The sequence below is a fragment of the Sphingobium herbicidovorans genome (genome assembly GCF_002080435.1).
GTDB lineage: Bacteria > Pseudomonadota > Alphaproteobacteria > Sphingomonadales > Sphingomonadaceae > Sphingobium > Sphingobium herbicidovorans.
This window is the reverse complement of the sequence record NZ_CP020539.1, coordinates 255,313-273,916: the sequence shown is the minus strand read 5'-3', so window position 1 is coordinate 273,916 and position 18,604 is coordinate 255,313. Positions and strand designations below refer to the sequence as shown.

Below are 18,604 nucleotides of genomic sequence, written 5' to 3'. Positions count from 1 at the left end.
AGCACAATCGGGCAGGGGAAAGGAGGCCCGGACGCCAAAGGAACATCCGTCACCATGCGAAGCGAAACAGGCAACGCCAACCGGAAGGCGATGGAGCGACCGCAGCCTTCCGCGCAACGGCCCGCCGAACATCGCGGACGCGGCATCGCACTGCGCATCGGCGGGCTTTCTTTGTTCGCGGCCATGATGGCGGCGTTCAAATATGCTTCCCTCAACGGCACCAACCCTGCCGAAATTCTCTTTTATCGCAACTTCTTTTCCTTCCCCACCATCCTGATCTGGGTGCTGGTGAGCGGCGGCTTTGCTTCGGTGCGCACCAATCGTCCCGGCGCGCATGCGGCTCGCAGCGGGCTGGGGCTAGCCGTCATGCTCTGCACCTTTCTGGCGCTGTCCATGCTGCCGCTGGCCGAAGCGACGGTCATCAATTTCTCCGCTCCGCTCTTTGCCACCCTGCTGTCGGCGCTGTTCCTCAAGGAACGCGTGCTGTGGCATCGTTGGGGCGCGATAGTTGTCGGGCTGATCGGCGTGCTGATCGTGGTTCGTCCGGGCGGCGCGTCCCTTCCGGCGCTCGGCGTCGCGATTGCGCTGATGGCCGCGATGGGCGCTGCGACGGTGACCGTCACGCTGCGCCAGATCGGACAGACGGAAAGCGCGACGGCGACGGTATTCTGGTTCAACACGGCCGGCCTGATCGCGACGGCGCTCCCCATGCCCTTTCTCTTCCAGTTTCACACGCCCGCTGTGTGGGTGGCGCTGACGCTGGGCGGGCTGCTGGGCGGCATCGCCCAGATCCTGATAACCGCCTCGGTCCGCTATGCGCCGGTATCGGCGCTCGCGCCCTTCGACTATCTCCAGATCGTCTGGGCGATGATGTGGGGCCTTGTCCTGTTCGATACATTCCCGGCCTGGAGTTCCATCATCGGCGCGGCGCTCATCGGTGCCGCGGGATGCTATGTCATCTGGCGGGAACGAAAGGCGCGAACGCTGGTCGCGCCTTCCCCCAACGAACTGTGACTGCGCGCGACTGGCGCGCCGCCAGGGGCCGGGCTATCAACAGCGAATGAGCGAGGACATCCGCCACATTCTCGACCGGCTGCGCAGTCCGCCCGCCAATGTGGTCGCGCGCGCCCGCCGCATGGTGGAAGCCTATGTGCCCGAAGAACGGCGCGGCCCCGGCTGGGACCGGCACTGGCGCGAACTGGAAGCCTATCTTGAACTGCCCGGCCGCTGGATCGGCCCGGAAAATGCGACGATGAAAGCCGAAGATGACAGCTGATCGACTGACCGACCTTCTCGTCGCCCGTCTTGTGCGCGACCATGGCCGCAGCAAACATCATTGGCGCAAGGCGATCGGGCCGGTGCGCATCTACAGCCGCGCCACCCACTCGCATTGCAACTGGGCGATCAACCCGACCGGGTCGGCGCAGGAGATCGCCCTTATCGAAACGCTGATGGATGACCTGCGCATGCGCCACCCACTGCTCACCGCTTGACCAGCCACTTCCCCCGCTAACCGATCCTGTTTTACCCCCAGCTGCCGTTCCTATGCGTTCAGTTGGCAGGCGCGCATCCTGATAAACCCGGATCCAAACAGCTCAGGGCGATTTTTGCCATTGAGACACAGCGGCTTGGCACCAGATGGCCTCTGCATCGTTATCAAAAGTCAGGAGGGGCCTTGAATGGACACCCATGACCATATCGTCGCAATCGGACTGTTGACCGAGGATGATGTTCAACGGCTAGGCGCGAATTTTTCCCGGCTTTTCCCGGTGCCCAGGGACGGCGCCTTCGACGACCTGATCAGGGCGATTGACGAGGCGGAACAGCAAAGGGATCTACAAAGGAAACCACATCCCAAGACATAATGGGCAGCCTCCCTTTCAACAGCCTTCCCGCGGCTGTTGGGTCCGGCTGTATGGCTTCGACTTATGATGGTCGGGGCAGCCGGACCCAGTCCCGCAGAATTTAGGGGAACCCTGCGGAAGCCGTTGGTTCCCCGGGCGCCAGCGGCTGACGACCATCCTATACCCCGCTCCTTCGCCCGCCAGTGCGCTTTGTGCTGGCGCACGACGATTAGGAGCAATGGCTCCATCCCCTTTCGGGGGATTGACGCAGAATCAAAGCTATCCCCATGAAATCGCGAGTTAAGGCTTTATGGCGAGAGGCGGTTGTATTGGCCCGTTCCGTCGCGTTATGGGGCGCCCATGTCAGTTTTTCACCGCCTTGCGCCGTTGTTGTTGCTGGGGCTCGCGGCCTGCGCATCGTACCAGCCGGTGTCGGACACGCCTGTTCGGGTCGGGCGGCCTTATACGATACGCGGCACGACTTACGTGCCTGCGCAGCAGCCCGGCTATGATCAGGTCGGCTATGCAAGTTGGTACGGACATGAATCGGGCAACCGCACCGCGCGGGGCGAAAAATTTCGCCCTGATTGGATCAGCGCGGCGCACCCGACGCTACCGCTGCCGTCCTATGTCGAGGTGACGGAGTTGACCAATGGCCGCACCTTGCTCGTCCGCGTCAACGATCGCGGCCCGTTTGCCCGTGGCCGGATAATCGACTTGTCGCGCGGGGCGGCAAAGTTGCTGGGCGTTGAGCGGCAGGGGCAGGCCCCCGTACGCGTTCGCCTGGCGGAGCCGGACGAGAAGGATCGCAAGAGGCTGCGCAAGGGCAAGCCCGGCGCGCAGCGGCCAACCCTGACCGGCGAAGCGCTCGCTGCACAACGGCGCAGGCTTCCGTCGCCTCGATGACAGGTTCTGGCTGTGGCGCGGCGGCAATTACCCATCGCCTTCGCGCATAACCGCTGTATAGGGGCATATACACCCGTCAGCCGGACATTTCTCATGGGCCGTTTTCTCTCGCTTCTGATCCTGCTGCTCAGCGCTGTCATGGCTCAGCCAGCTTCGGCGCGTGAACGCGGTCCGCTCGTGCTGGCGGCCGCAAGCCTTCAGGAAGCGTTGACCGCTGCTGCCGATGCCTGGGCGGCTGAAGGCCATGCCCCCCCTTTATTGTCCTTCGCCGCCTCCTCCGCCCTTGCCCGCCAGATTGAGGCGGGGGGCCCGCCGACCTTTTCCTGTCCGCCGACGAACCATGGATGGACGCCATCACCGCCAAGGGACTGGTCAGACGCGGCACGCGCGCTTCCTTCCTGACCAATCGCCTCGTCCTGGTCGCGCCAGCGTCCAGCAAGGGCATGCTGACGATCCGGCGCGGCTTCCCGCTGGCGCGCGCGCTTGGCGCGGGTCGGCTGGCGATGGCCGATCCGGCAAGCGTGCCAGCGGGCAGATATGGGAAAGCGGCGCTTGCCGCCATGGGGGTCTGGCCCACGCTTTCAAACCGGATCGCGGCTGCGGAAAATGTTCGGGCTGCGCTCGCCATGGTCGAACGGCGGCAGGCGCCCTATGGCATTGTCTATGAAACCGACGCCCGCGCCACCCGGGCGGTGCGGATCGTCGGTGTTTTCCCTGACAGCAGTCATCCTCCCATCGCCTACCCATTGGCGCTGCTGACGCGCTCGACCCATGCAGAGGCAGAGGGCTTCCGGCGGTTCCTGCTCTCACCCAAGGCCAAGGCGATCTTCCACCGATACGGCTTCGGCGCGCGATAACGGCCATGATGCTCAGCGCCGACGAATGGGACATCGTGCGCCTGTCGCTGAAAGTCAGCCTGGCCGCCGTCCTCACTACCTTGCCTTTCGCCTTCGCGCTGGGCTGGCTGCTTGCGCGCGGGCGCTTTCCCGGCAAGCTGCTGCTTGATGCAGCGGTCCATTTGCCGCTGGTGCTGCCTCCGGTCGTGATCGGCTGGTTGCTCCTGCTCGCCTTTGGGCCAGCCGGTCCGGTCGGCGGCCTGCTGGAACGATGGCTTGGCTTCACCGTCATGTTCCGCTGGACCGGCGCGGCGATTGCCGCGGGGATTATGGCGTTGCCGCTGATGGTGCGGGCGATCCGCCTGTCGATTGAGGCGGTCGATCATCGCATAGAGGATGCCGCACGCACGCTGGGCGCAAGTCCGGCCTACTGTTTCTGGACCATATTGCTCCCGCTGTCCCTGCCGGGCGTCGCCACCGCATTTATCCTCGGCTTTGCCCGTTCGATTGGGGAGTTTGGGGCGACAATCACCTTCGTTTCCAACATTCCCGGCGAAACGCGCACATTGTCCATCGCCATCTACAGCGCATTGCAGATCCCCGGCGCGGACGCCGCCGTCTGGCGCCTGGCGCTGATTTCCATTGGCCTGTCGCTGGGCGCGCTTCTGATTTCCGAAGCGCTCAGCCGCCGCCTGCGATCAGGACGGAGCGGCCATGTCCTTTGACGTCGATGTCAAAAAGACGCTGGGCCACCATGTCGTCAAGGCGCGTTTCACCGCGCCGGCCGGGCTGACGGTCCTTTCAGGCCCTTCGGGCGTCGGCAAGACGTCCGTGCTCAACATGATGGCTGGCCTGCTGAGACCCGATGAAGGGCGTGTCAGCATAGGCGGGGACATACTGTTCGACGCGCGCGAAGCCATCGACTTGCCCGCCCATCGCCGCCGCCTGGGCTATGTGTTTCAGGATGGTCGGCTCTTTCCCCATCTCCGAGTGCGGGCAAACCTGCTTTACGGGCATCGGTTGGCGAGGCCGCAATACCGGTGGATGTCATTGGAAGAGGTTGTATCCTTCCTGGGCATCGGACATCTGCTGGACCGCTGGCCAAACGGACTTTCGGGCGGAGAAGCACAGCGCGTAGCCATAGGCCGGGCGCTGTTGTCAGGCGCCCGCGCGCTGCTGCTGGACGAGCCGCTCGCTTCGATCGATCCCGCTCGCCGGGGAGAGATCATGGATGTCATCCTGCGGATTCGCGACGAACTGGGTCTTCCAATCGTCTATGTCACGCATGATCCCGCGGAAGCCGACCGCCTGGCCACGCGTCGGGTCGAAATCACCCCTTCATCTCTATGATGGCGATCAGGCCGCCATCCTCCGCATTGACGAGCCGAACCGACCCTTCGAATGTCAGCGCTAGCGACCGTGCGATGGTCAGTCCAATTCCGGTGCCGGGCCGGCCGCCCGGTTGCCCCGCCGCCCCGCGCGTGAATGGCTCGAACATCTGGTCAAGCTGATCGGGCGGAATTCCAGGACCTCTATCCCGGACATGGATCGACACACGGCCGCCATTGCGTGAACATCCGATTTCTGCGCCGCCGCCATATTTGATGGCGTTGCTGACGAGATTGCTGATGCAGCGGCTAAGCGCGTTCGGTTTGACGCGCACGGTCCCGCCACACCCCCCGTAAAGCGCAAGGGCGCGCCCAGATCCTGCGCATCCTCGACCAGGCTTTCCAACAGGGAGTCGATATCGATGAACGACCAATCTTCCTGCGCTTCGGTACTGGCGGCAAGGTCCAGCCCTTCCCTCACCAGCGTCTGCATGGCCTGATGATCCTGCAGCAGGCGGCCTCGCAATTCCTCATTCTCGACCAGTTCCAGCCGCAGCCGAAGCCGGGTGAGCGGCGTCTGAAGATCGTGGCTGATCGCCGCAAGCAACTGTGTCCGTTCCGCAAAGCCCGCACGTACCCGCCGCTGCATCAGGTTAAAGGTGGAGAGCGCGGCCCGCACCTCTTCCGGCCCTTTTTCGGGAATCTCTTCCGGGTCGCTCGATACCGAGAAGGCTTCGGCCGCCAGTTCCAGGCGGCGCAGCGGTCCAGCCACGATGCGGGCAACGACGACTGCAAGGCCCGCGGACGCGATCACGATCAGCAATATGTACAGCGGGTTCGCGATCATGCTTGGAGGCCTGACCACGCGCGGCAGATTGAGCGCCATCGACCGACGGGCGCCCGTGCTGTCAGTGAAGCGCACGATCCAGCAATCCGGCCTTGGCGCATCGATGACGCCCGCCGCACTTTCCGACGGCGAATAATGCGCGTTTGGAAAACAGAGGCCGACAGGGACCTGACTGGCCTCAGGATTTGAATCCGGGCCAAACCTCTCCCTCAGCGCGCGCGCCAGCGTAGCGTCGGGTTCTGCCACAGCAATGCCTTCAGGCGCTACCGTAGCCCCCATGATCTGCTGCCCCGCCAGCATCGCTTCTATGCGCTGCGGGTCGCGTTGCAGTCGATGCGCGATATCCTCCGCGCTCGCAACGACCCGCTGCATTCGCCAGCGTTCGAAATCGTGGCTCCTGCTCTGTTCGGCCACCAGCAGCGCAATCATCGCCGCCAGCGACATGCCGATCGTGAGCAGCAGGAATATCCGCCCCGCCAAAGAACGAAAAAAGCTCCGCGCGCGGCCGGTGATGGATGCGATCATTCGTAGGATACCGGCGTTGCCAGCACATAGCCTTCGCCACGAACGGTCAGGATCAGTTCCTCGCCGCCCGGCGCGCCTGCCAGCTTCTGCCGCAGCCGACTGACCTGAAGGTCTATGGATCGGTCGAACGCCGCCGTCACCCGCCGTTCAGGCACCAGATTTTCCCGCGACAGAACGACGTTGGGTTCTTCGATGAATCGCGACAACAGGCGAAACTCTGCCGACGAAAGCATAACCAGGCGATTATCCTGAGCGATCAGCCTGCGTTGGAACAGGTCGAGGCGCCACGGCCCGAAGCATGCGACGCGCGCACCCTTGTTGCGCTGACGCTCGGCATCATCGGGCTGCGCCCGGCGCAGAAGGTTGCGGACTCGCACCAGCAATTCGCGAGGCTCGAAAGGCTTGGTCAGATAATCATCCGCCCCCAGTTCCAGGCCCAGCACCCGATCGATCGCGCTCCCCCGCGCGGAAACCATGATGATCCGGACATCGTTGCCCTGACCACGTAATTCCCGGCACAGTTCCAGGCCGTCACCGTCCGGCAGATTGAGGTCCAGCACGATCAGGTCGATACGCTGTTCGACGAGCGCTGCTTTAAATTCGGATACGCCGCCCGCCGACAGGACTTCATAATGGTCCTGCCGCAGCTGCCTGACGATCAAGTCCCTGATATCGGGATCGTCATCGACGACGATCAAGCGTGGCTGACGGCTGTTTGGATGCTCTGGCATGGGGCTATTCTACCCATTCCACCGCAGAAAGTCTGCGTCCTACAGCCACTTGATACGTGTCGATACATTTCGACATGTTGCGATGCACAATGGCACATCTTTCCTCTATGAAGACGCGCGACGCGCGGCAAATAGGGATGGTCGGCACCCTGCCGGTCTGACGATCGTCAGACCAGGGGCCGTGCTTCACCCGGCGCTTCCCTCCCTCCCCCTGCGCCGGGTGAAGTTTCCGAATTGCCGAATTGTCATTGGAATGCCTGCCGCCATGTTGTTGCGCCCTGTCGCTTTTCTCCCTCTGTCGCGTATTGCGCCGGTAGCTGCGGCGCTATGCCTGCTCGCCAGCGGCTGCGGCGAGAACAAGCCGCCTGAAAAAAGGCTGACGGAAGTAGGCGTCGTGACGTTGCAGGCACAGGATGTGACGGTATCGACCGAGCTGCCCGGCCGCACGGCGTCGACGATGATGTCCGAAGTTCGACCTCAGATCACAGGGATCATCCAAAAGCGGCTCTTCGCCGAAGGCTCCTACGTTCGGGCCGGACAGCCTTTGTATCAGATCGACCCCTCGCTTTACCGCGCATCGCGGGACGAGGCGCAAGCAGCGCTGGCCAATGCGCAGGCGACTGCCGTTGCCGCACAGGCCAAGGCGCGCCGGTATCAGGCGTTGGGGCAGACCGAAGCAGTGAGCGCGCAGGACCGGGACGATGTGCTGGCAGCGGCCCGGCAGGCAGGCGCAGCGGTGCAGCAGGCGCGCGCCTCGCTTCAGACCGCAGGCATAAACCTGCGCTTCACGGAAGTCCGGGCGCCCATCAGTGGCCGGATCGGTCGTTCGATGATGACGCCCGGCGCGCTGGTCACGGCCAGCCAGGCGACGCCGCTCGCCACCATCCAGCAACTCGACCCCATATTCGTGGATATCACGCAGTCGAGCGCACAGCTTCTGGCGCTGCGCCGCTCGCTTGCCGCAGGCAAGACGCTACCGGCCAGCGCGACTATCCGTCTGAAGCTGGACGACGGCAGCGATTATCCACTGGAAGGCCGGATCGAATTCGCCGAGCCCATCGTCGATCCCGACAGCGGCACGGTCACCCTGCGCGCCCGTTTTCCCAACCCCGACAACCTGCTGCTGCCCGGCATGTTCGTGCGCGTCGTTGCGCCGCAGTCTGTCGTGCCGGGCGGCATATTGGCGCCGCAACAGGGCATCAGCCGCGATCCCAAAGGAAATGCGACCGCACTCGTCGTCACCAAAGCGAACAAAGTAGAGCTGCGAACCGTAACCGCGGCAGAGGCGATCGGTGACAAATGGCTCGTCACTGCCGGGCTGAAGGCTGGCGACAGGTTGATCGTCGAGGGGACAGAGAAGGTCCGGCCCGGCGACACGGTGCGTCCGGCCACCATCGGCCAGAGCAAGTAGGCCTCAAATGCTCAGCCGCTATTTCATCGAACGACCCATCTTCGCCTGGGTCATCGCGATCGGCATCATGCTCGCCGGCCTGGGCGCCATGCTCTCGCTGCCGATCGCTCAATATCCCGACATCGCGCCTCCGTCCGTGAACATCAGCGCCAATTATCCCGGTGCGTCAGCCGACACTGTCGAAACCAGCGTCACCCAGGTCATCGAGCAGCAGCTGACCGGCATCGACGGCCTTATGTATTTCTCATCGACATCGACTGCCAACGGACAGTCGCGGATCACGGTGACCTTCACCAAGGGCACAGATCCCGACACTGCCCAGGTACAGGTGCAAAACAAGGTGCAGCAGGCATTGAGCCGCCTGCCCAATGCGGTGCAGCAGCAGGGGCTTTCCGTCACCAAATCGCAGACCGACTTCCTGATGCTGGTCGCCCTGTACGACAGTACGGACCGATCGACGCAGACGGACATCTCGGACTATCTGGTCAACAATTTCCAGGACCCGATATCCCGGATTGAAGGGATAGGGTCGGTGCAGATCTTCGGATCTCAATATGCCATGCGCATCTGGCTCGACCCCTATAAACTCGCCACGGTCAAACTGATGCCATCGGATGTGGAAAACGCCATCCGGGCGCAGAATGTCGAGGTGTCCGCCGGGCAGATCGGGGCGGATCCCGCGCCGGCGGGACAGCAGCTCAACGCAACCGTCAGAGCCCGCGCGCGGCTGGAAACACCCGAACAGTTTCGCAACATCATCGTCAAGACGCAAAGCGACGGATCGGTGGTTCATCTCTCCGACGTCGCGCGGGTCGAGTTGGGCAACGAAAGCTACACCTCGTCGGCGGCGCTTGATGGCCACCCCGGATCGGGCGTGGCGTTGCAGCTCGCACCGGCTGCGGACGCGCTGAAGACGGCCGAACTGGTAAAGGCCAAGGTTGCCGAACTATCGGCCAACCTGCCCCACGGCTATAAGATCGCTTTCCCGCGCGACACGACGCCGTTCATTCGCCTGTCAGTCGAGGAAGTCATACAGACGCTGATTGAGGCGGTCGGGCTGGTCGTGGTCGTCATGTTCGTGTTCCTGCAAAGCTGGCGCGCGACATTGATCCCCGCGATCGCGGTGCCAGTCGTTCTGCTCGGCACTTTCGGCGTGCTGGCCCTGTTCGGCTATTCCATCAACACGCTCACCCTGTTCGGCATGGTGCTGTCTATCGGCCTTCTGGTCGATGATGCGATCGTGGTGGTCGAAAATGTCGAGCGGGTGATGCACGAGGAAGAGCTGGATGCTCGCGCCGCGACGATCAAGTCGATGGGAGAGATTGGCGGCGCGCTGGTGGGCATTGCGCTCGTCCTGTCGGCGGTCCTGCTTCCCATGGCGTTCTTTGGCGGATCGACAGGCGTTATTTACCGTCAATTCTCGATCACCATCGTTTCGTCCATGCTGTTGTCTGTCGTCGTCGCGCTGATCCTTTCGCCCGCGCTATGCGCCACCCTTTTGAAGCCAAGCAGCGAGGAACGGCGGCAACAGGGATGGGCGGGCCGCTTCAACCGCTGGTTCGAACGGGTGACCGGCGGCTATATGCGGCGGTTGGAAAAGATCATGCACCGGCGCGTGCTGTTCTGGGGCGTCTATCTGCTGATCATCGGCATCCTCGCGCTGCTCTTCGTACGTTTGCCCAGCAGCTTCCTGCCGGTGGAGGATCAGGGGCAGGTGATGGTGCAGATCACCTTGCCGGCCGGCGCCAAATCCTCGCGCACCGCTCAAACTATCGAAAGCGTCCGCAATTATTTTCAGAACGACGAAGCCGAGAATGTCGAGAGCATATTCATAGCGCAGGGTTTCAGCTTTGCCGGACAAGGTGAGAACACCGCCATGGGCTTTGTCAACCTGGCCCCCTGGGATGACCGCAAGGGCAAGGTCAACAGCGCAAGCGAGATCGCGGCTCGAGCCACCAAACAGCTTGCGGCTATTCGCGACGCAAAGATATTGGCAATGACGCCGCCGTCCATCCGCGGCCTGGGGCAATCGAACGGCTTCACATTCGAATTGCTGAACAGCAGCGGCCTTAGCCGCGAACGGTTCCTGGCGTTGCGCAACCAATTGCTGGCGGCTGCGGCGCAAAGCCCGCTGCTTGCGGGCGTACGAGCCGCCACGCTGGAGGATACGCCGCAGCTTAAAGTCGATATCGACAGCGAGAAGCTGGCCGTTCTGGGTCTGGCGCAAGGCGATGTGGACGATGTGCTCAGTTCCGCCTGGGGCAGCACATATGTCAATGATTTCGTCGATCGAGGCCGCGTGAAGCGCGTTTTCCTTCAGGCTGACGCGCCCTATCGCGCCCTGCCGACGGACATTCAAAACTGGCAGGTGCGGTCCGCTTCGACCGGCGAGATGGTGCCGTTTTCCGCCTTTGCCACAACACATTGGGAAATGGGGCCATCGACTGTCGCCCGTTTCAACGGTCAGCCATCCTACGAGCTACAGGGACAGGCCGCGCCCGGCGCCAGTTCGGGCGAGGCGATGACCGAAATGATCCGCCTGCAACAACAGCTGCCTGCCGGAACAAGCTATTCCTGGAGCGGCCTGTCCTATCAAGAGCAGCTTTCAGGCGGGCAGGCGCCCCTGCTCTATTCGCTGTCGGTGGTGGTGGTCTTCCTCTGCCTGGCCGCTCTATACGAAAGCTGGTCGGTGCCGCTGGCGGTATTGTTCGTCATTCCGCTTGGATTGGTCGGTGCGGTCATCGCGGTGTGGGCCAGAGGGCTGGAAAACAATATTTTCTTCCAGGTCGGCCTTCTCACCACCATGGGGCTGGCCGCCAAAAACGCGATCCTCATCGTCGAATTTGCCGAGCTTGCCTACCGGCAGGGCAAGGACGCAATGAGCGCGGCGATTGAAGCCGCCAAGCTGCGCTTCCGTCCGATCATCATGACATCGCTCGCCTTCATCGCGGGCGTCCTGCCGCTCGCCCTGGCGAGTGGAGCGGGCGCGCAGAGCCGCCTCTCCATCGGCACTGCGGTCGCAGGCGGCATGCTGACAGGAACGGTGCTGGCGATCTTTTACGTCCCGCTATGCTTCTTCACGATCATGCGGCTTTTCACACGCAAGAGCGGCCCGCCCGCTGCCGGAACCGAGGTGCTGGCATGATGCGCCTTATCGCCCTGAGCGCCACCGTTGCGCTGACCGCGTGCAACCTTGCCCCCGCCTATGAACGCCCGGCGGCGCCCGTGCCGCCCGCTTGGCCCAGCGGGCCGGCATATCCCGCGACCGATGCAGCGCAGAAAGCCGGCTTCGCCTGGACCGCCTTAATCGGCGACAATCGGCTGCGCACCGTCATAGAAGGTGCGCTGGCCAATAATCGCGACCTGCGCGCCACGCTGGCCAATGTGCTGGCCGCCCGCGCCCAGTATCGCATCCAGCGCGCCGCCCAGCTTCCTGCGATAACGGGTGACGCGGGCGGGACATTCGCCCGTCGCGATGGCCAGCGGCAGGACAGCTACAGCGCCGACATAGGCTTCACCGCGTTCGAAATCGACCTGTTCGGCCGCCTGCGCAATTTGTCTGAGTCTGCATTGCAATCCTATCTGGCGACGGAGGAGGGCGCTCGCGCTGCCCGCATTGCGCTGGTCGGCGAAACCGCGAGCGCTTACGCAACGCTTGCCGCCGACCAGCAGTTGCTGGCCCTTTCGCGAGACACTTTGGCCAGCGCCGAGCGGACATTGGCGCTTACCCGCTCCCTCAATGGCGTCGGCCTTACCGGCAAGCTGGACGTCCATCAGGCGGAGACTCTGGTGGAACAAGCGCGGTCTGATGTGGCCGCAGCGATGACCCAGGTGGCGCAAGATCGCAACGCCATTGATTTGCTTGCCGGGGCCCCCGTAGCGGACGCGTTGCTGCCCCCGTCGCTGGACGCGCTGATCGGATCCACGGCGCAGGCGCCCGCAGGCTTGTCCTCCGACATCCTGTTGCAACGGCCCGATGTGTTACAGGCCGAACATCGGTTGCAGGCTGCCAATGCAGATATCGGCGCTGCCCGCGCAGCCATGTTCCCCAAGATCAGCCTGACCAGCGCAATCGGCGTCGCCAGCTCGGCTCTATCCTCCCTTTTCACTGGCGATGCTTTCAGCTGGTCGGCGACGCCATCGGCCAGCTTGCCAATCTTTGGCGGCGGCGTGCAGGCCAATGTCCAGTACAGCAAGGCGCAGCGCGACGCCGCACTCGCCAGCTATGAAGGTGCGATCCAGAGCGCATTCCGGGAAGTGGCCGACGCACTGGCCCGTGCAGGCACGATCTCCGACCAGCAGCGCGCGCAACAGGCGCTCGTAACCTCCAACGAGCAAGCCTACGCGCTGACCGAGCAGCGTTACCGCGCAGGCATCGATCCGTTCCTGACCACTCTGATCAACCAGCGGTCGCTCTATTCTGCGCGGCGTAGCGCAATCGCCACGGATCTTGCTCTTATCCAGAACCGGATAACGCTTTATCGCGTCATCGGCGCGGATTTTTGAGAATGGGCGCTTTGGGGAGCCAACCTTATCGAGACGCTGCGCTGCCAGACCGAAGTTTCGCGCACGCCGATGCCGCTATCAGAAGCACGGTTTATTGCAGTTAATGCTAATGACTTGCATCATGACGACCTATGTCTATTAGGGAGTCATGACTGGGAAAGCCGTGGCCGGAAGCAGAGATCGTTGGATTCGCGCCCTCCTCGCGGGACCTGGGGCGATCGTGGTGACCATCATCATGATGGCTGGCATGGCGCTTTGGCTGCCCGGCGGTCGGGCGGGGATAGATAATCTGGTCCTGCCGCTTGTGCTGGCGCCGCTGATCTGGGCAGTACTCTTCTTTCACGCCTGTCTCGACCGCCGTATAGGACGTGTCACGCTTGTCGCACTCGCGCTTTTGCTGATCCATGGCGGGTTGCTTGCGCACAAATTTCTTGATCGCCCATCGGCAACGGAGATGGCAGGAAGATGATTCATCTCGCCAAAAATGAAACGAAGCTGATGGTGGCGGTCCATGGCTGGTCCGGCATCCTGCTTGGTCTTGTGCTCTATGCGGTGATCCTGACCGGCACGGCGGCCGTGTTCGCTGAAGAGATCGGAATATGGTCGGGCGGCCATGTATCGACCGTTTCCGCCTTCGAAAGGCCGATCGGACCCACGGTGGAAGCGCTGGGCGCTCAGACGCCGAAAAAATATCATGAGGGCGTCGATCTTTTCGAAGTTGGCGACCATGAGCTTGGGGCCTTTTTCCATCGCCACGAAACCGAACCCGATGGCGCCTTCGTCAGTCGTGGCATCTATTATCAGGTTGATCGCGATGGGCGGGTGGTGGATCGCCAGGCTGGCACCGGCGAAGAGGTGTTCGGCCCGCGCAACGACGACGCGTTGAGCCATTTCCTGGTGGATACCCATGTGCGCCTGCACGTCCCCAATCCCTGGGGTCTGTTGTTGACCGGGATATTGGGTCTCGCCATGCTGGTCGCGGCGATCTCTGGATTGATGATCCACCGCCATCTCTTCAAGGACATCTTCACGCTCAGACGCAAGGCCAACCCTGTGCTGTTCAATCGGGACCGTCACAGCGTTGCAGGCACGTGGAGCCTGCCCTTCGCTTTCATACTCGCCTTCACGGGCAGCTTCTTTTCCTTTTTCGGGACGGTTGGCGTGCCCATCGTCGCCATGGCGGCATTTGGCGGGGATGTTCAGGCGCTGAACGAGACCGTCTTCGGCAATCCTGGCAAGGCGGACCCCCGCCCTGTCGCCACGAGCGGCTTAGACCGGGTCACCAGCGACGCAATCCGGCGGACGGGTGAGATCCCGACATTCGTCACGGTCGAGAATTTCGCGCGGGCTGACGCCAAGATAACGACCTTTCACCCCCCGAAGACGGCGGCATCGTGCCAGTCAGCCTGCTCTATCATGGTGCGGACGGTCGCTTTGAACAGGTCAAGCCGCTGATCGGAGCAAAGCCTTCTGCAGGGGGCACCCTCGCGGCGATCATGTCGCCCCTGCATTTCGGCAACTTCGCTGGCCTGTTGTCCAAGGCGGTCTGGTTCGGCCTTGGATTTGCAATGTGTTACGTGACCTTGACCGGGCTTCGCCTGTGGGTAGCGCGGCGAGCGTCCGAGGCCCGATCATTGGGATGGCTGGATCGTGTCGTGACCATCATCGGCCTTGGATTACCCCTCGCGCTCCTGTGCACCGCCGTCGCGTTTTTCCTGACCACGTCGTCAGGACAGGCATTGTTCTGGACACCCGCCGGATTTCTGATCGCGGCGGCGGCGATCATCCTGGGTGGATTTCTCCTGCCCGACCGGTCAAAGCTCAGCGCGTTCCTGCAGGCCGCGACCGGTGTGCTGATGCTCGTTCTTCCGCTGCTCCGCCTGTTCATGGGTGGTCCGGGCTGGAACGTCGCACTGAGCGAGGGGCAGCCGATAATAGTAGCGGTCGATATCGCCCTGTTGCTGGCAGGGGGCTGGGTAATTGCCCGGATCGCCTCGCAGCGAAGCGACCGCAGCGCGGATCAAACTATCCTGTTTCAGGCAGCGGAATGATAGCGGCGCTGACCGTGACCGCTACTGCGGCGTCAATCTTCTTCGTCGTCCTTCTCGCGCTCGGCGATCCCAAGCGAAGGCGCGCCAATGCCCTGCCGAACAGCCTTGGCAAGGCGAAGCGCCACGCATATCTAATGGGCGCAATTATCCCCGGCATGCTCATCGCCATTTCAGGGGACGCGGCAATGTGGTTGATATGGTTTGGCGGCTGTGCGGTGGCAGGATGGCTTATCGCACTCTGGCTCGCCAGCCCCTCGTCGCAAAGGTCCTGAAACTGTCGGCTTGTCGGAATATTCACATATGCGGCGGGACGACACGAAGGCGGCGATAGCGCGCCTCGACAATGCTGAAAATGCCAAAGAGAGCCAGCCCTGCAGCTACGATGAGCAGTAACAACGGTCCTTGGTCCTGCGCCCGCAATTGCCTTAATGCCGCGCCCAATCCGCCCGCTTCTTCCGGATTGCGGTGCAGCACCACATTCGACAAGAACCATGCCATCATGGCAAAGACAAGCGCCCGCGCGGCATAGCCCGCTCGCCCCAACAGGCGAACCTTATCCGGGGCGGGAACATCGCCGCCAAGTTCATCAAAGTTCGCTTTATAGGCCTTGATCGCCTGTGCGCCCGCAGTGGCTAACAACATCACGGCTGCGACCATCAGAAGAACCAAACCCGCGGGCTGATCCATCAGCCAGGCTGACCAATCCCGCATGGTTTCATCGCCCGGAGCGCCGTTGGGCGAAGAACCATCCCGCGTGGCGAGCCTTAGGGCCGCAAGAGCAAGGCCAATATGAATGACGCCGCTGAACGCATAGCCGACCCTGTCGAACTTGCCTTTCATGGTCCGTCCGCGATGTTCGGGGTCGAACGCCGCTTCAGTCAGCCGCCAGAAGGCATAGCCGGCAAAGCCGATGGCGCAGAGTATCAGTAACAACTGGCCGCCCGGCTTGTCGGCCATTGTTCCCATTACCCCCTGATTGTCGCTGGGTCGGCCGCCACTTAGAGCGGCGTCTATCGCGATACCCCCGACAAGCAAATAGACCAGGCCGCGCGCGGCGAAGCCCAGTCGAGCAAAAGCGGTCAGCCAGCCCGCCGGGGAACTCTTCATCATATAATCGCGCCTCCGCTGCCGTAACGCCGACGGGGGCATGAAGTTGCAAGGGGCAGAGGCAGTCGGAACCGAGCGAGGGCAGCATGCCGATCCCATTCACATATTTCCTGAATGGTCATCTAGAGAAGAATTGCGAGCCGATCTCGATTCGGATATTCCATCGCTTAAAGGGCGGAGGATGACGCTCATCGGTTGAAGGCGGCTGGACCGCAAAGGAGATGAGGATGCGTTCACCTTTGCACCGCAAGGAATTGTTCATCCCAAAGATGCGGCCATCTCGGCCCTGAAAGCAGCCTGAATTGCGTTCCAACTGCGCGGCGGCGACGCCGGGCACCTTTCCCAGGAGAGAAAATGCGCGCCGCCATATTTCAGCAGGCTGGAAAGCCTCTTTCGATCGAGAATGTCCCCGATCCGACGCCCGCCGCCGACCAGGTCCTCCTTGAAGTCGCCAATGCCGGAATCTGCGGTTCCGACCTTCACATGGCGCAAAGCGATCATACCCCGGCCGGATTGATCCTGGGCCATGAATTCGCCGGCGTGATTTCCGCCCTGGGGAAGGATGTGGCGGGATGGAAGGTCGGTGACAGAGTGACGGCGCTACCGCTCAATGCCTGCAATTCCTGCAATGCCTGCGACAGTGGCCTGCCTGCGCTGTGTAGTCAGAACCTGTTTACGGGCTGCTATCTGACCGCTCAGGGCGCCTATGCGCAGTTCGTAACGGCGCGCGGCAGCATGTTGCAGCGCCTGCCCGATGGCGTCAGCTTCGAGAATGGCGCACTTGTCGAACCGCTCGCTGTGGGACACCATATTGTCGATATGGCGGAAATGCCCGCCGGTGCATCGGTGCTGATCATCGGCGGCGGCCCGATAGGGGTCGCCGTGGCGCTGTTCGCCCGGCAGGCAGGCGCGCGCCATGTCATCGTCAGCGAAATGTCAGCCGCCCGACGCGCCAAAGCGCTGGAAGTGGGCGCAACCGGCGTGATCGATCCCAAGACCGAAGATGTGGCTGCGGCCTTCCATCGCATGGCCGATGATCGTGCGCCCCAGGTCGTTTTCGAATGCGTCGGAGTGCCCGGCATGCTGAAGCAGGCGGTCGATCTCGTCGGGCTGCGCGGGCGCGTGGTTGTGGCCGGGGTGGTCTTTACCGAAGACGTCATCGCCCCCGTCGTCGCTTTGGGCAAGGAAGTTTCCATCCGCTTCAGCCAGGCCTATACGGAGCGGGATTTCGAAGCGGTGATCGACGCTATCGCAAAGGGCCTGATCAACCCGCGCCCGATCCATAGTTCCACCGTGTCGCTCGACGAACTGCCCGCAGCCTTCGACGCGCTGATGACGCCTTCGACACAATGTAAGGTATTGATCCGGCCGTAAGCGTAGATGCGACCGTTCAGCTTGTGAACGCCGATCAGGGCAACAGGATCGCCCGGACCGAGGCGCGAGGCGCAGATGTCATTATCCTTGATCTGGAACATGTACGCGAACTCCGCCGCCCAATAAAAGGAGCTATCCATGGAACAAGACGATCCGACGATTTCTCGCCGACATTTTTTCGCTTCAGCAGGCGCCATTGCTGCGGCAACCGCCACGGCCGGGACCGCCGAGGCGGCGGCATTGGCGCAGTCTGGAAAGCGCTTCGCGGGGAAGGTGGCTTGGATCACCGGAGGCGCTCGGGGTCAGGGCCGCAGCCATGCCCAACGGCTTGCCGCCGAAGGGGCCGACATCATTCTTTCCGACAGCCTGACATCGTTGCCCACGATCGACTATCCGATGGCGCGTCAGTCCGACCTGGACGAGACGGCGGCGATGGTCCGTGCTGCCGGAGGGCGCGTTCTGGCCCTCAAGTCCGACGTACGCGATCCAGCCGCTGCGGCAGAAGTGGCGCGCAAAGGCATGGAGACATTTGGCAAGATCGATCTGCTGGTCGCGAACGCCGGTGTCTATGGCACTGCGTCGATGACATCCATGGACGACGCATTGTTCGACGACATCATTCGCACCAACCTGTACGGCGTATTTCACAGCATTCGCGCCGTCCTTCCCGGCATGGTGGAGCGCCGCTCGGGCCGTATCGTCGCGATCGCATCGCTCGCCGCCCGGACTGGCCAGATGAACTCGGCCGCCTACTGCGCGTCCAAATGGGGCGTCATCGGCATGGTGAAAGCAACCGCGCTCGACGTCGCCAGGAGCGGCGTGACGGTGAATTGCGTCTGCCCCACCGCCGTCAACACGCCGTTGCTCAATAATCCAGTCGCCTGGAAACGGGCGCTTCCCGGTGACACTGAGCCGACCCAGGCGAAATTTGAAGCAAAGATGCGCGCCAATCCCTTCGCTCCGCAGGCCGTGCCGTGGGTCGAGCCATCCGACGTCAGCGACAGTGTCCTGTTCCTGCTGTCCGATGAGGCCCGGCATATTACCGGTTCGGCCATTGATGTTGCAGCCGGAAGTATGGCAGGCAATGTCGCGTAGCGACGTCTGCCCGTCTGTTCAACATTCGCCCTTAAGCTGGTTG

18 protein-coding genes and 2 pseudogenes are annotated in these 18,604 nt (G+C 62.7%); 17 read left to right on the top strand and 3 right to left on the bottom strand.

The genetic code is table 11. The annotated features are described in order from the left end of the window. Positions 1–54: 54 nt before the first annotated feature. The 8 genes and pseudogenes from B6S01_RS15920 (at position 55) to B6S01_RS15885 (ending at position 4,936) form a co-directional block, all read left to right on the top strand. Complete coding sequence (locus tag B6S01_RS15920; RefSeq protein WP_051908508.1) at positions 55–1,014, top strand: DMT family transporter; 960 nt, start codon at positions 55–57, stop codon at positions 1,012–1,014. A gap of 46 nt (positions 1,015–1,060) precedes the next feature. Continuing rightward, positions 1,061–1,276, top strand: coding sequence for a hypothetical protein (locus B6S01_RS15915; RefSeq protein WP_037468158.1), 216 nt, complete (start codon positions 1,061–1,063; stop codon positions 1,274–1,276). Continuing rightward, positions 1,266–1,493, top strand: a complete 228-nt coding sequence (locus B6S01_RS15910) for a hypothetical protein (RefSeq protein WP_037468161.1) — start codon at positions 1,266–1,268, stop codon at positions 1,491–1,493. The genes B6S01_RS15915 and B6S01_RS15910 overlap by 11 nt, the downstream gene beginning before the upstream one ends. A gap of 186 nt (positions 1,494–1,679) precedes the next feature. Further along, the gene (locus B6S01_RS15905) at positions 1,680–1,865 is read left to right on the top strand and encodes a hypothetical protein (RefSeq protein ID WP_037468163.1); all 186 of its coding nucleotides are present in this window, start codon (positions 1,680–1,682) and stop codon (positions 1,863–1,865) included. A 339-nt stretch (positions 1,866–2,204) separates the two neighbouring features. Then, positions 2,205–2,750 carry a septal ring lytic transglycosylase RlpA family protein gene (locus B6S01_RS15900; protein ID WP_037468353.1) on the top strand — a complete coding sequence of 182 codons (546 nt, stop codon included), beginning with the start codon at positions 2,205–2,207 and terminating at the stop codon, positions 2,748–2,750. 93 nt (positions 2,751–2,843) lie between these two features. Continuing rightward, a pseudogene (gene modA / locus B6S01_RS15895) lies at positions 2,844–3,607 on the top strand (molybdate ABC transporter substrate-binding protein). 5 nt (positions 3,608–3,612) lie between these two features. Further along, entirely contained in the window at positions 3,613–4,311 is a 699-nt protein-coding gene (gene modB, locus B6S01_RS15890) for a molybdate ABC transporter permease subunit (protein WP_037468167.1), read from the top strand. Next, a complete protein-coding gene (locus B6S01_RS15885; protein ID WP_037468169.1) occupies positions 4,301–4,936 on the top strand; it encodes an ATP-binding cassette domain-containing protein in 636 nt (211 codons plus the stop codon). The genes modB and B6S01_RS15885 overlap by 11 nt, the downstream gene beginning before the upstream one ends. Here B6S01_RS15885 and B6S01_RS15880 read toward each other — a convergent pair. Continuing rightward, positions 4,917–6,286 (bottom strand): annotated as a pseudogene (locus B6S01_RS15880) (ATP-binding protein). The gene B6S01_RS15885 and the pseudogene B6S01_RS15880 overlap by 20 nt on opposite strands. Further along, positions 6,283–7,017 carry a response regulator gene (locus B6S01_RS15875; protein WP_037468173.1) on the bottom strand — a complete coding sequence of 245 codons (735 nt, stop codon included), beginning with the start codon at positions 7,015–7,017 and terminating at the stop codon, positions 6,283–6,285. Before B6S01_RS15875 ends, B6S01_RS15880 begins: the two are co-directional and overlap by 4 nt. 265 nt (positions 7,018–7,282) lie before the next feature. Here B6S01_RS15875 and B6S01_RS15870 point away from each other — a divergent pair, with 265 nt between their 5' ends. The 7 genes from B6S01_RS15870 (at position 7,283) to B6S01_RS15845 (ending at position 15,257) form a co-directional block, all read left to right on the top strand. After that, positions 7,283–8,428 carry an efflux RND transporter periplasmic adaptor subunit gene (locus tag B6S01_RS15870; RefSeq protein ID WP_094182664.1) on the top strand — a complete coding sequence of 382 codons (1,146 nt, stop codon included), beginning with the start codon at positions 7,283–7,285 and terminating at the stop codon, positions 8,426–8,428. 7 nt (positions 8,429–8,435) lie between these two features. Then, a complete protein-coding gene (locus tag B6S01_RS15865; RefSeq protein WP_037468174.1) occupies positions 8,436–11,573 on the top strand; it encodes an efflux RND transporter permease subunit in 3,138 nt (1,045 codons plus the stop codon). After that, positions 11,573–12,934: an efflux transporter outer membrane subunit gene (locus B6S01_RS15860; RefSeq protein WP_407695221.1), complete on the top strand. Its 1,362-nt coding sequence runs from the start codon at positions 11,573–11,575 to the stop codon at positions 12,932–12,934. Before B6S01_RS15865 ends, B6S01_RS15860 begins: the two co-directional genes overlap by 1 nt. Before the next feature lie 223 nt (positions 12,935–13,157). Continuing rightward, positions 13,158–13,403: a hypothetical protein gene (locus tag B6S01_RS15855; RefSeq protein ID WP_234810815.1), complete on the top strand. Its 246-nt coding sequence runs from the start codon at positions 13,158–13,160 to the stop codon at positions 13,401–13,403. Continuing rightward, positions 13,400–14,389, top strand: a complete 990-nt coding sequence (locus B6S01_RS21705; protein ID WP_234810814.1) for a PepSY-associated TM helix domain-containing protein — start codon at positions 13,400–13,402, stop codon at positions 14,387–14,389. Before B6S01_RS15855 ends, B6S01_RS21705 begins: the two co-directional genes overlap by 4 nt. After that, positions 14,329–14,985 (top strand): PepSY-associated TM helix domain-containing protein, encoded by a 657-nt coding sequence (locus B6S01_RS21700; protein ID WP_234810813.1) that lies wholly within the window; start codon positions 14,329–14,331, stop codon positions 14,983–14,985. Before B6S01_RS21705 ends, B6S01_RS21700 begins: the two co-directional genes overlap by 61 nt. Positions 14,986–14,999: 14 nt before the next feature. Beyond that, positions 15,000–15,257 carry a hypothetical protein gene (locus tag B6S01_RS15845; RefSeq protein WP_156103399.1) on the top strand — a complete coding sequence of 86 codons (258 nt, stop codon included), beginning with the start codon at positions 15,000–15,002 and terminating at the stop codon, positions 15,255–15,257. 22 nt (positions 15,258–15,279) lie between these two features. Here B6S01_RS15845 and B6S01_RS15840 read toward each other — a convergent pair whose 3' ends face one another. Then, positions 15,280–16,095 carry a DUF1206 domain-containing protein gene (locus B6S01_RS15840; RefSeq protein WP_169802851.1) on the bottom strand — a complete coding sequence of 272 codons (816 nt, stop codon included), beginning with the start codon at positions 16,093–16,095 and terminating at the stop codon, positions 15,280–15,282. Between the two features lie 351 nt (positions 16,096–16,446). Between B6S01_RS15840 and B6S01_RS15835 the strand changes: the two genes are divergently transcribed. Both B6S01_RS15835 and B6S01_RS15830 read left to right on the top strand, forming a co-directional pair. Beyond that, positions 16,447–17,466, top strand: coding sequence for a zinc-dependent alcohol dehydrogenase (locus B6S01_RS15835; protein WP_037468183.1), 1,020 nt, complete (start codon positions 16,447–16,449; stop codon positions 17,464–17,466). A 138-nt stretch (positions 17,467–17,604) separates the two neighbouring features. Next, the gene (locus tag B6S01_RS15830; RefSeq protein WP_081570508.1) at positions 17,605–18,561 is read left to right on the top strand and encodes a mycofactocin-coupled SDR family oxidoreductase; all 957 of its coding nucleotides are present in this window, start codon (positions 17,605–17,607) and stop codon (positions 18,559–18,561) included. Positions 18,562–18,604: the final 43 nt, after the last annotated feature.

What these genes read in the sequence shown, in the direction of transcription:
- B6S01_RS15910 (WP_037468161.1), top strand. Translation starts at nt 1,266, where the DNA reads ATGACAGCTGATCGACTGACCGACCTTCTCGTCGCCCGTCTTGTGCGC.
- B6S01_RS15900 (WP_037468353.1), top strand. Translation starts at nt 2,205, where the DNA reads ATGTCAGTTTTTCACCGCCTTGCGCCGTTGTTGTTGCTGGGGCTCGCG.
- B6S01_RS15860 (WP_407695221.1), top strand. Translation starts at nt 11,573, where the DNA reads ATGCGCCTTATCGCCCTGAGCGCCACCGTTGCGCTGACCGCGTGCAAC.
- B6S01_RS15885 (WP_037468169.1), top strand. Translation starts at nt 4,301, where the DNA reads ATGTCCTTTGACGTCGATGTCAAAAAGACGCTGGGCCACCATGTCGTC.
- modB (WP_037468167.1), top strand. Translation starts at nt 3,613, where the DNA reads ATGATGCTCAGCGCCGACGAATGGGACATCGTGCGCCTGTCGCTGAAA.
- B6S01_RS15835 (WP_037468183.1), top strand. Translation starts at nt 16,447, where the DNA reads ATGCGCGCCGCCATATTTCAGCAGGCTGGAAAGCCTCTTTCGATCGAG.
- B6S01_RS15915 (WP_037468158.1), top strand. Translation starts at nt 1,061, where the DNA reads ATGAGCGAGGACATCCGCCACATTCTCGACCGGCTGCGCAGTCCGCCC.
- B6S01_RS15865 (WP_037468174.1), top strand. Translation starts at nt 8,436, where the DNA reads ATGCTCAGCCGCTATTTCATCGAACGACCCATCTTCGCCTGGGTCATC.
- B6S01_RS15870 (WP_094182664.1), top strand. Translation starts at nt 7,283, where the DNA reads ATGTTGTTGCGCCCTGTCGCTTTTCTCCCTCTGTCGCGTATTGCGCCG.
- B6S01_RS15840 (WP_169802851.1), bottom strand. Translation starts at nt 16,095, where the DNA reads ATGATGAAGAGTTCCCCGGCGGGCTGGCTGACCGCTTTTGCTCGACTG.
- B6S01_RS21705 (WP_234810814.1), top strand. Translation starts at nt 13,400, where the DNA reads ATGATTCATCTCGCCAAAAATGAAACGAAGCTGATGGTGGCGGTCCAT.
- B6S01_RS15830 (WP_081570508.1), top strand. Translation starts at nt 17,605, where the DNA reads ATGGAACAAGACGATCCGACGATTTCTCGCCGACATTTTTTCGCTTCA.
- B6S01_RS15875 (WP_037468173.1), bottom strand. Translation starts at nt 7,017, where the DNA reads ATGCCAGAGCATCCAAACAGCCGTCAGCCACGCTTGATCGTCGTCGAT.
- B6S01_RS15920 (WP_051908508.1), top strand. Translation starts at nt 55, where the DNA reads ATGCGAAGCGAAACAGGCAACGCCAACCGGAAGGCGATGGAGCGACCG.
- B6S01_RS15905 (WP_037468163.1), top strand. Translation starts at nt 1,680, where the DNA reads ATGGACACCCATGACCATATCGTCGCAATCGGACTGTTGACCGAGGAT.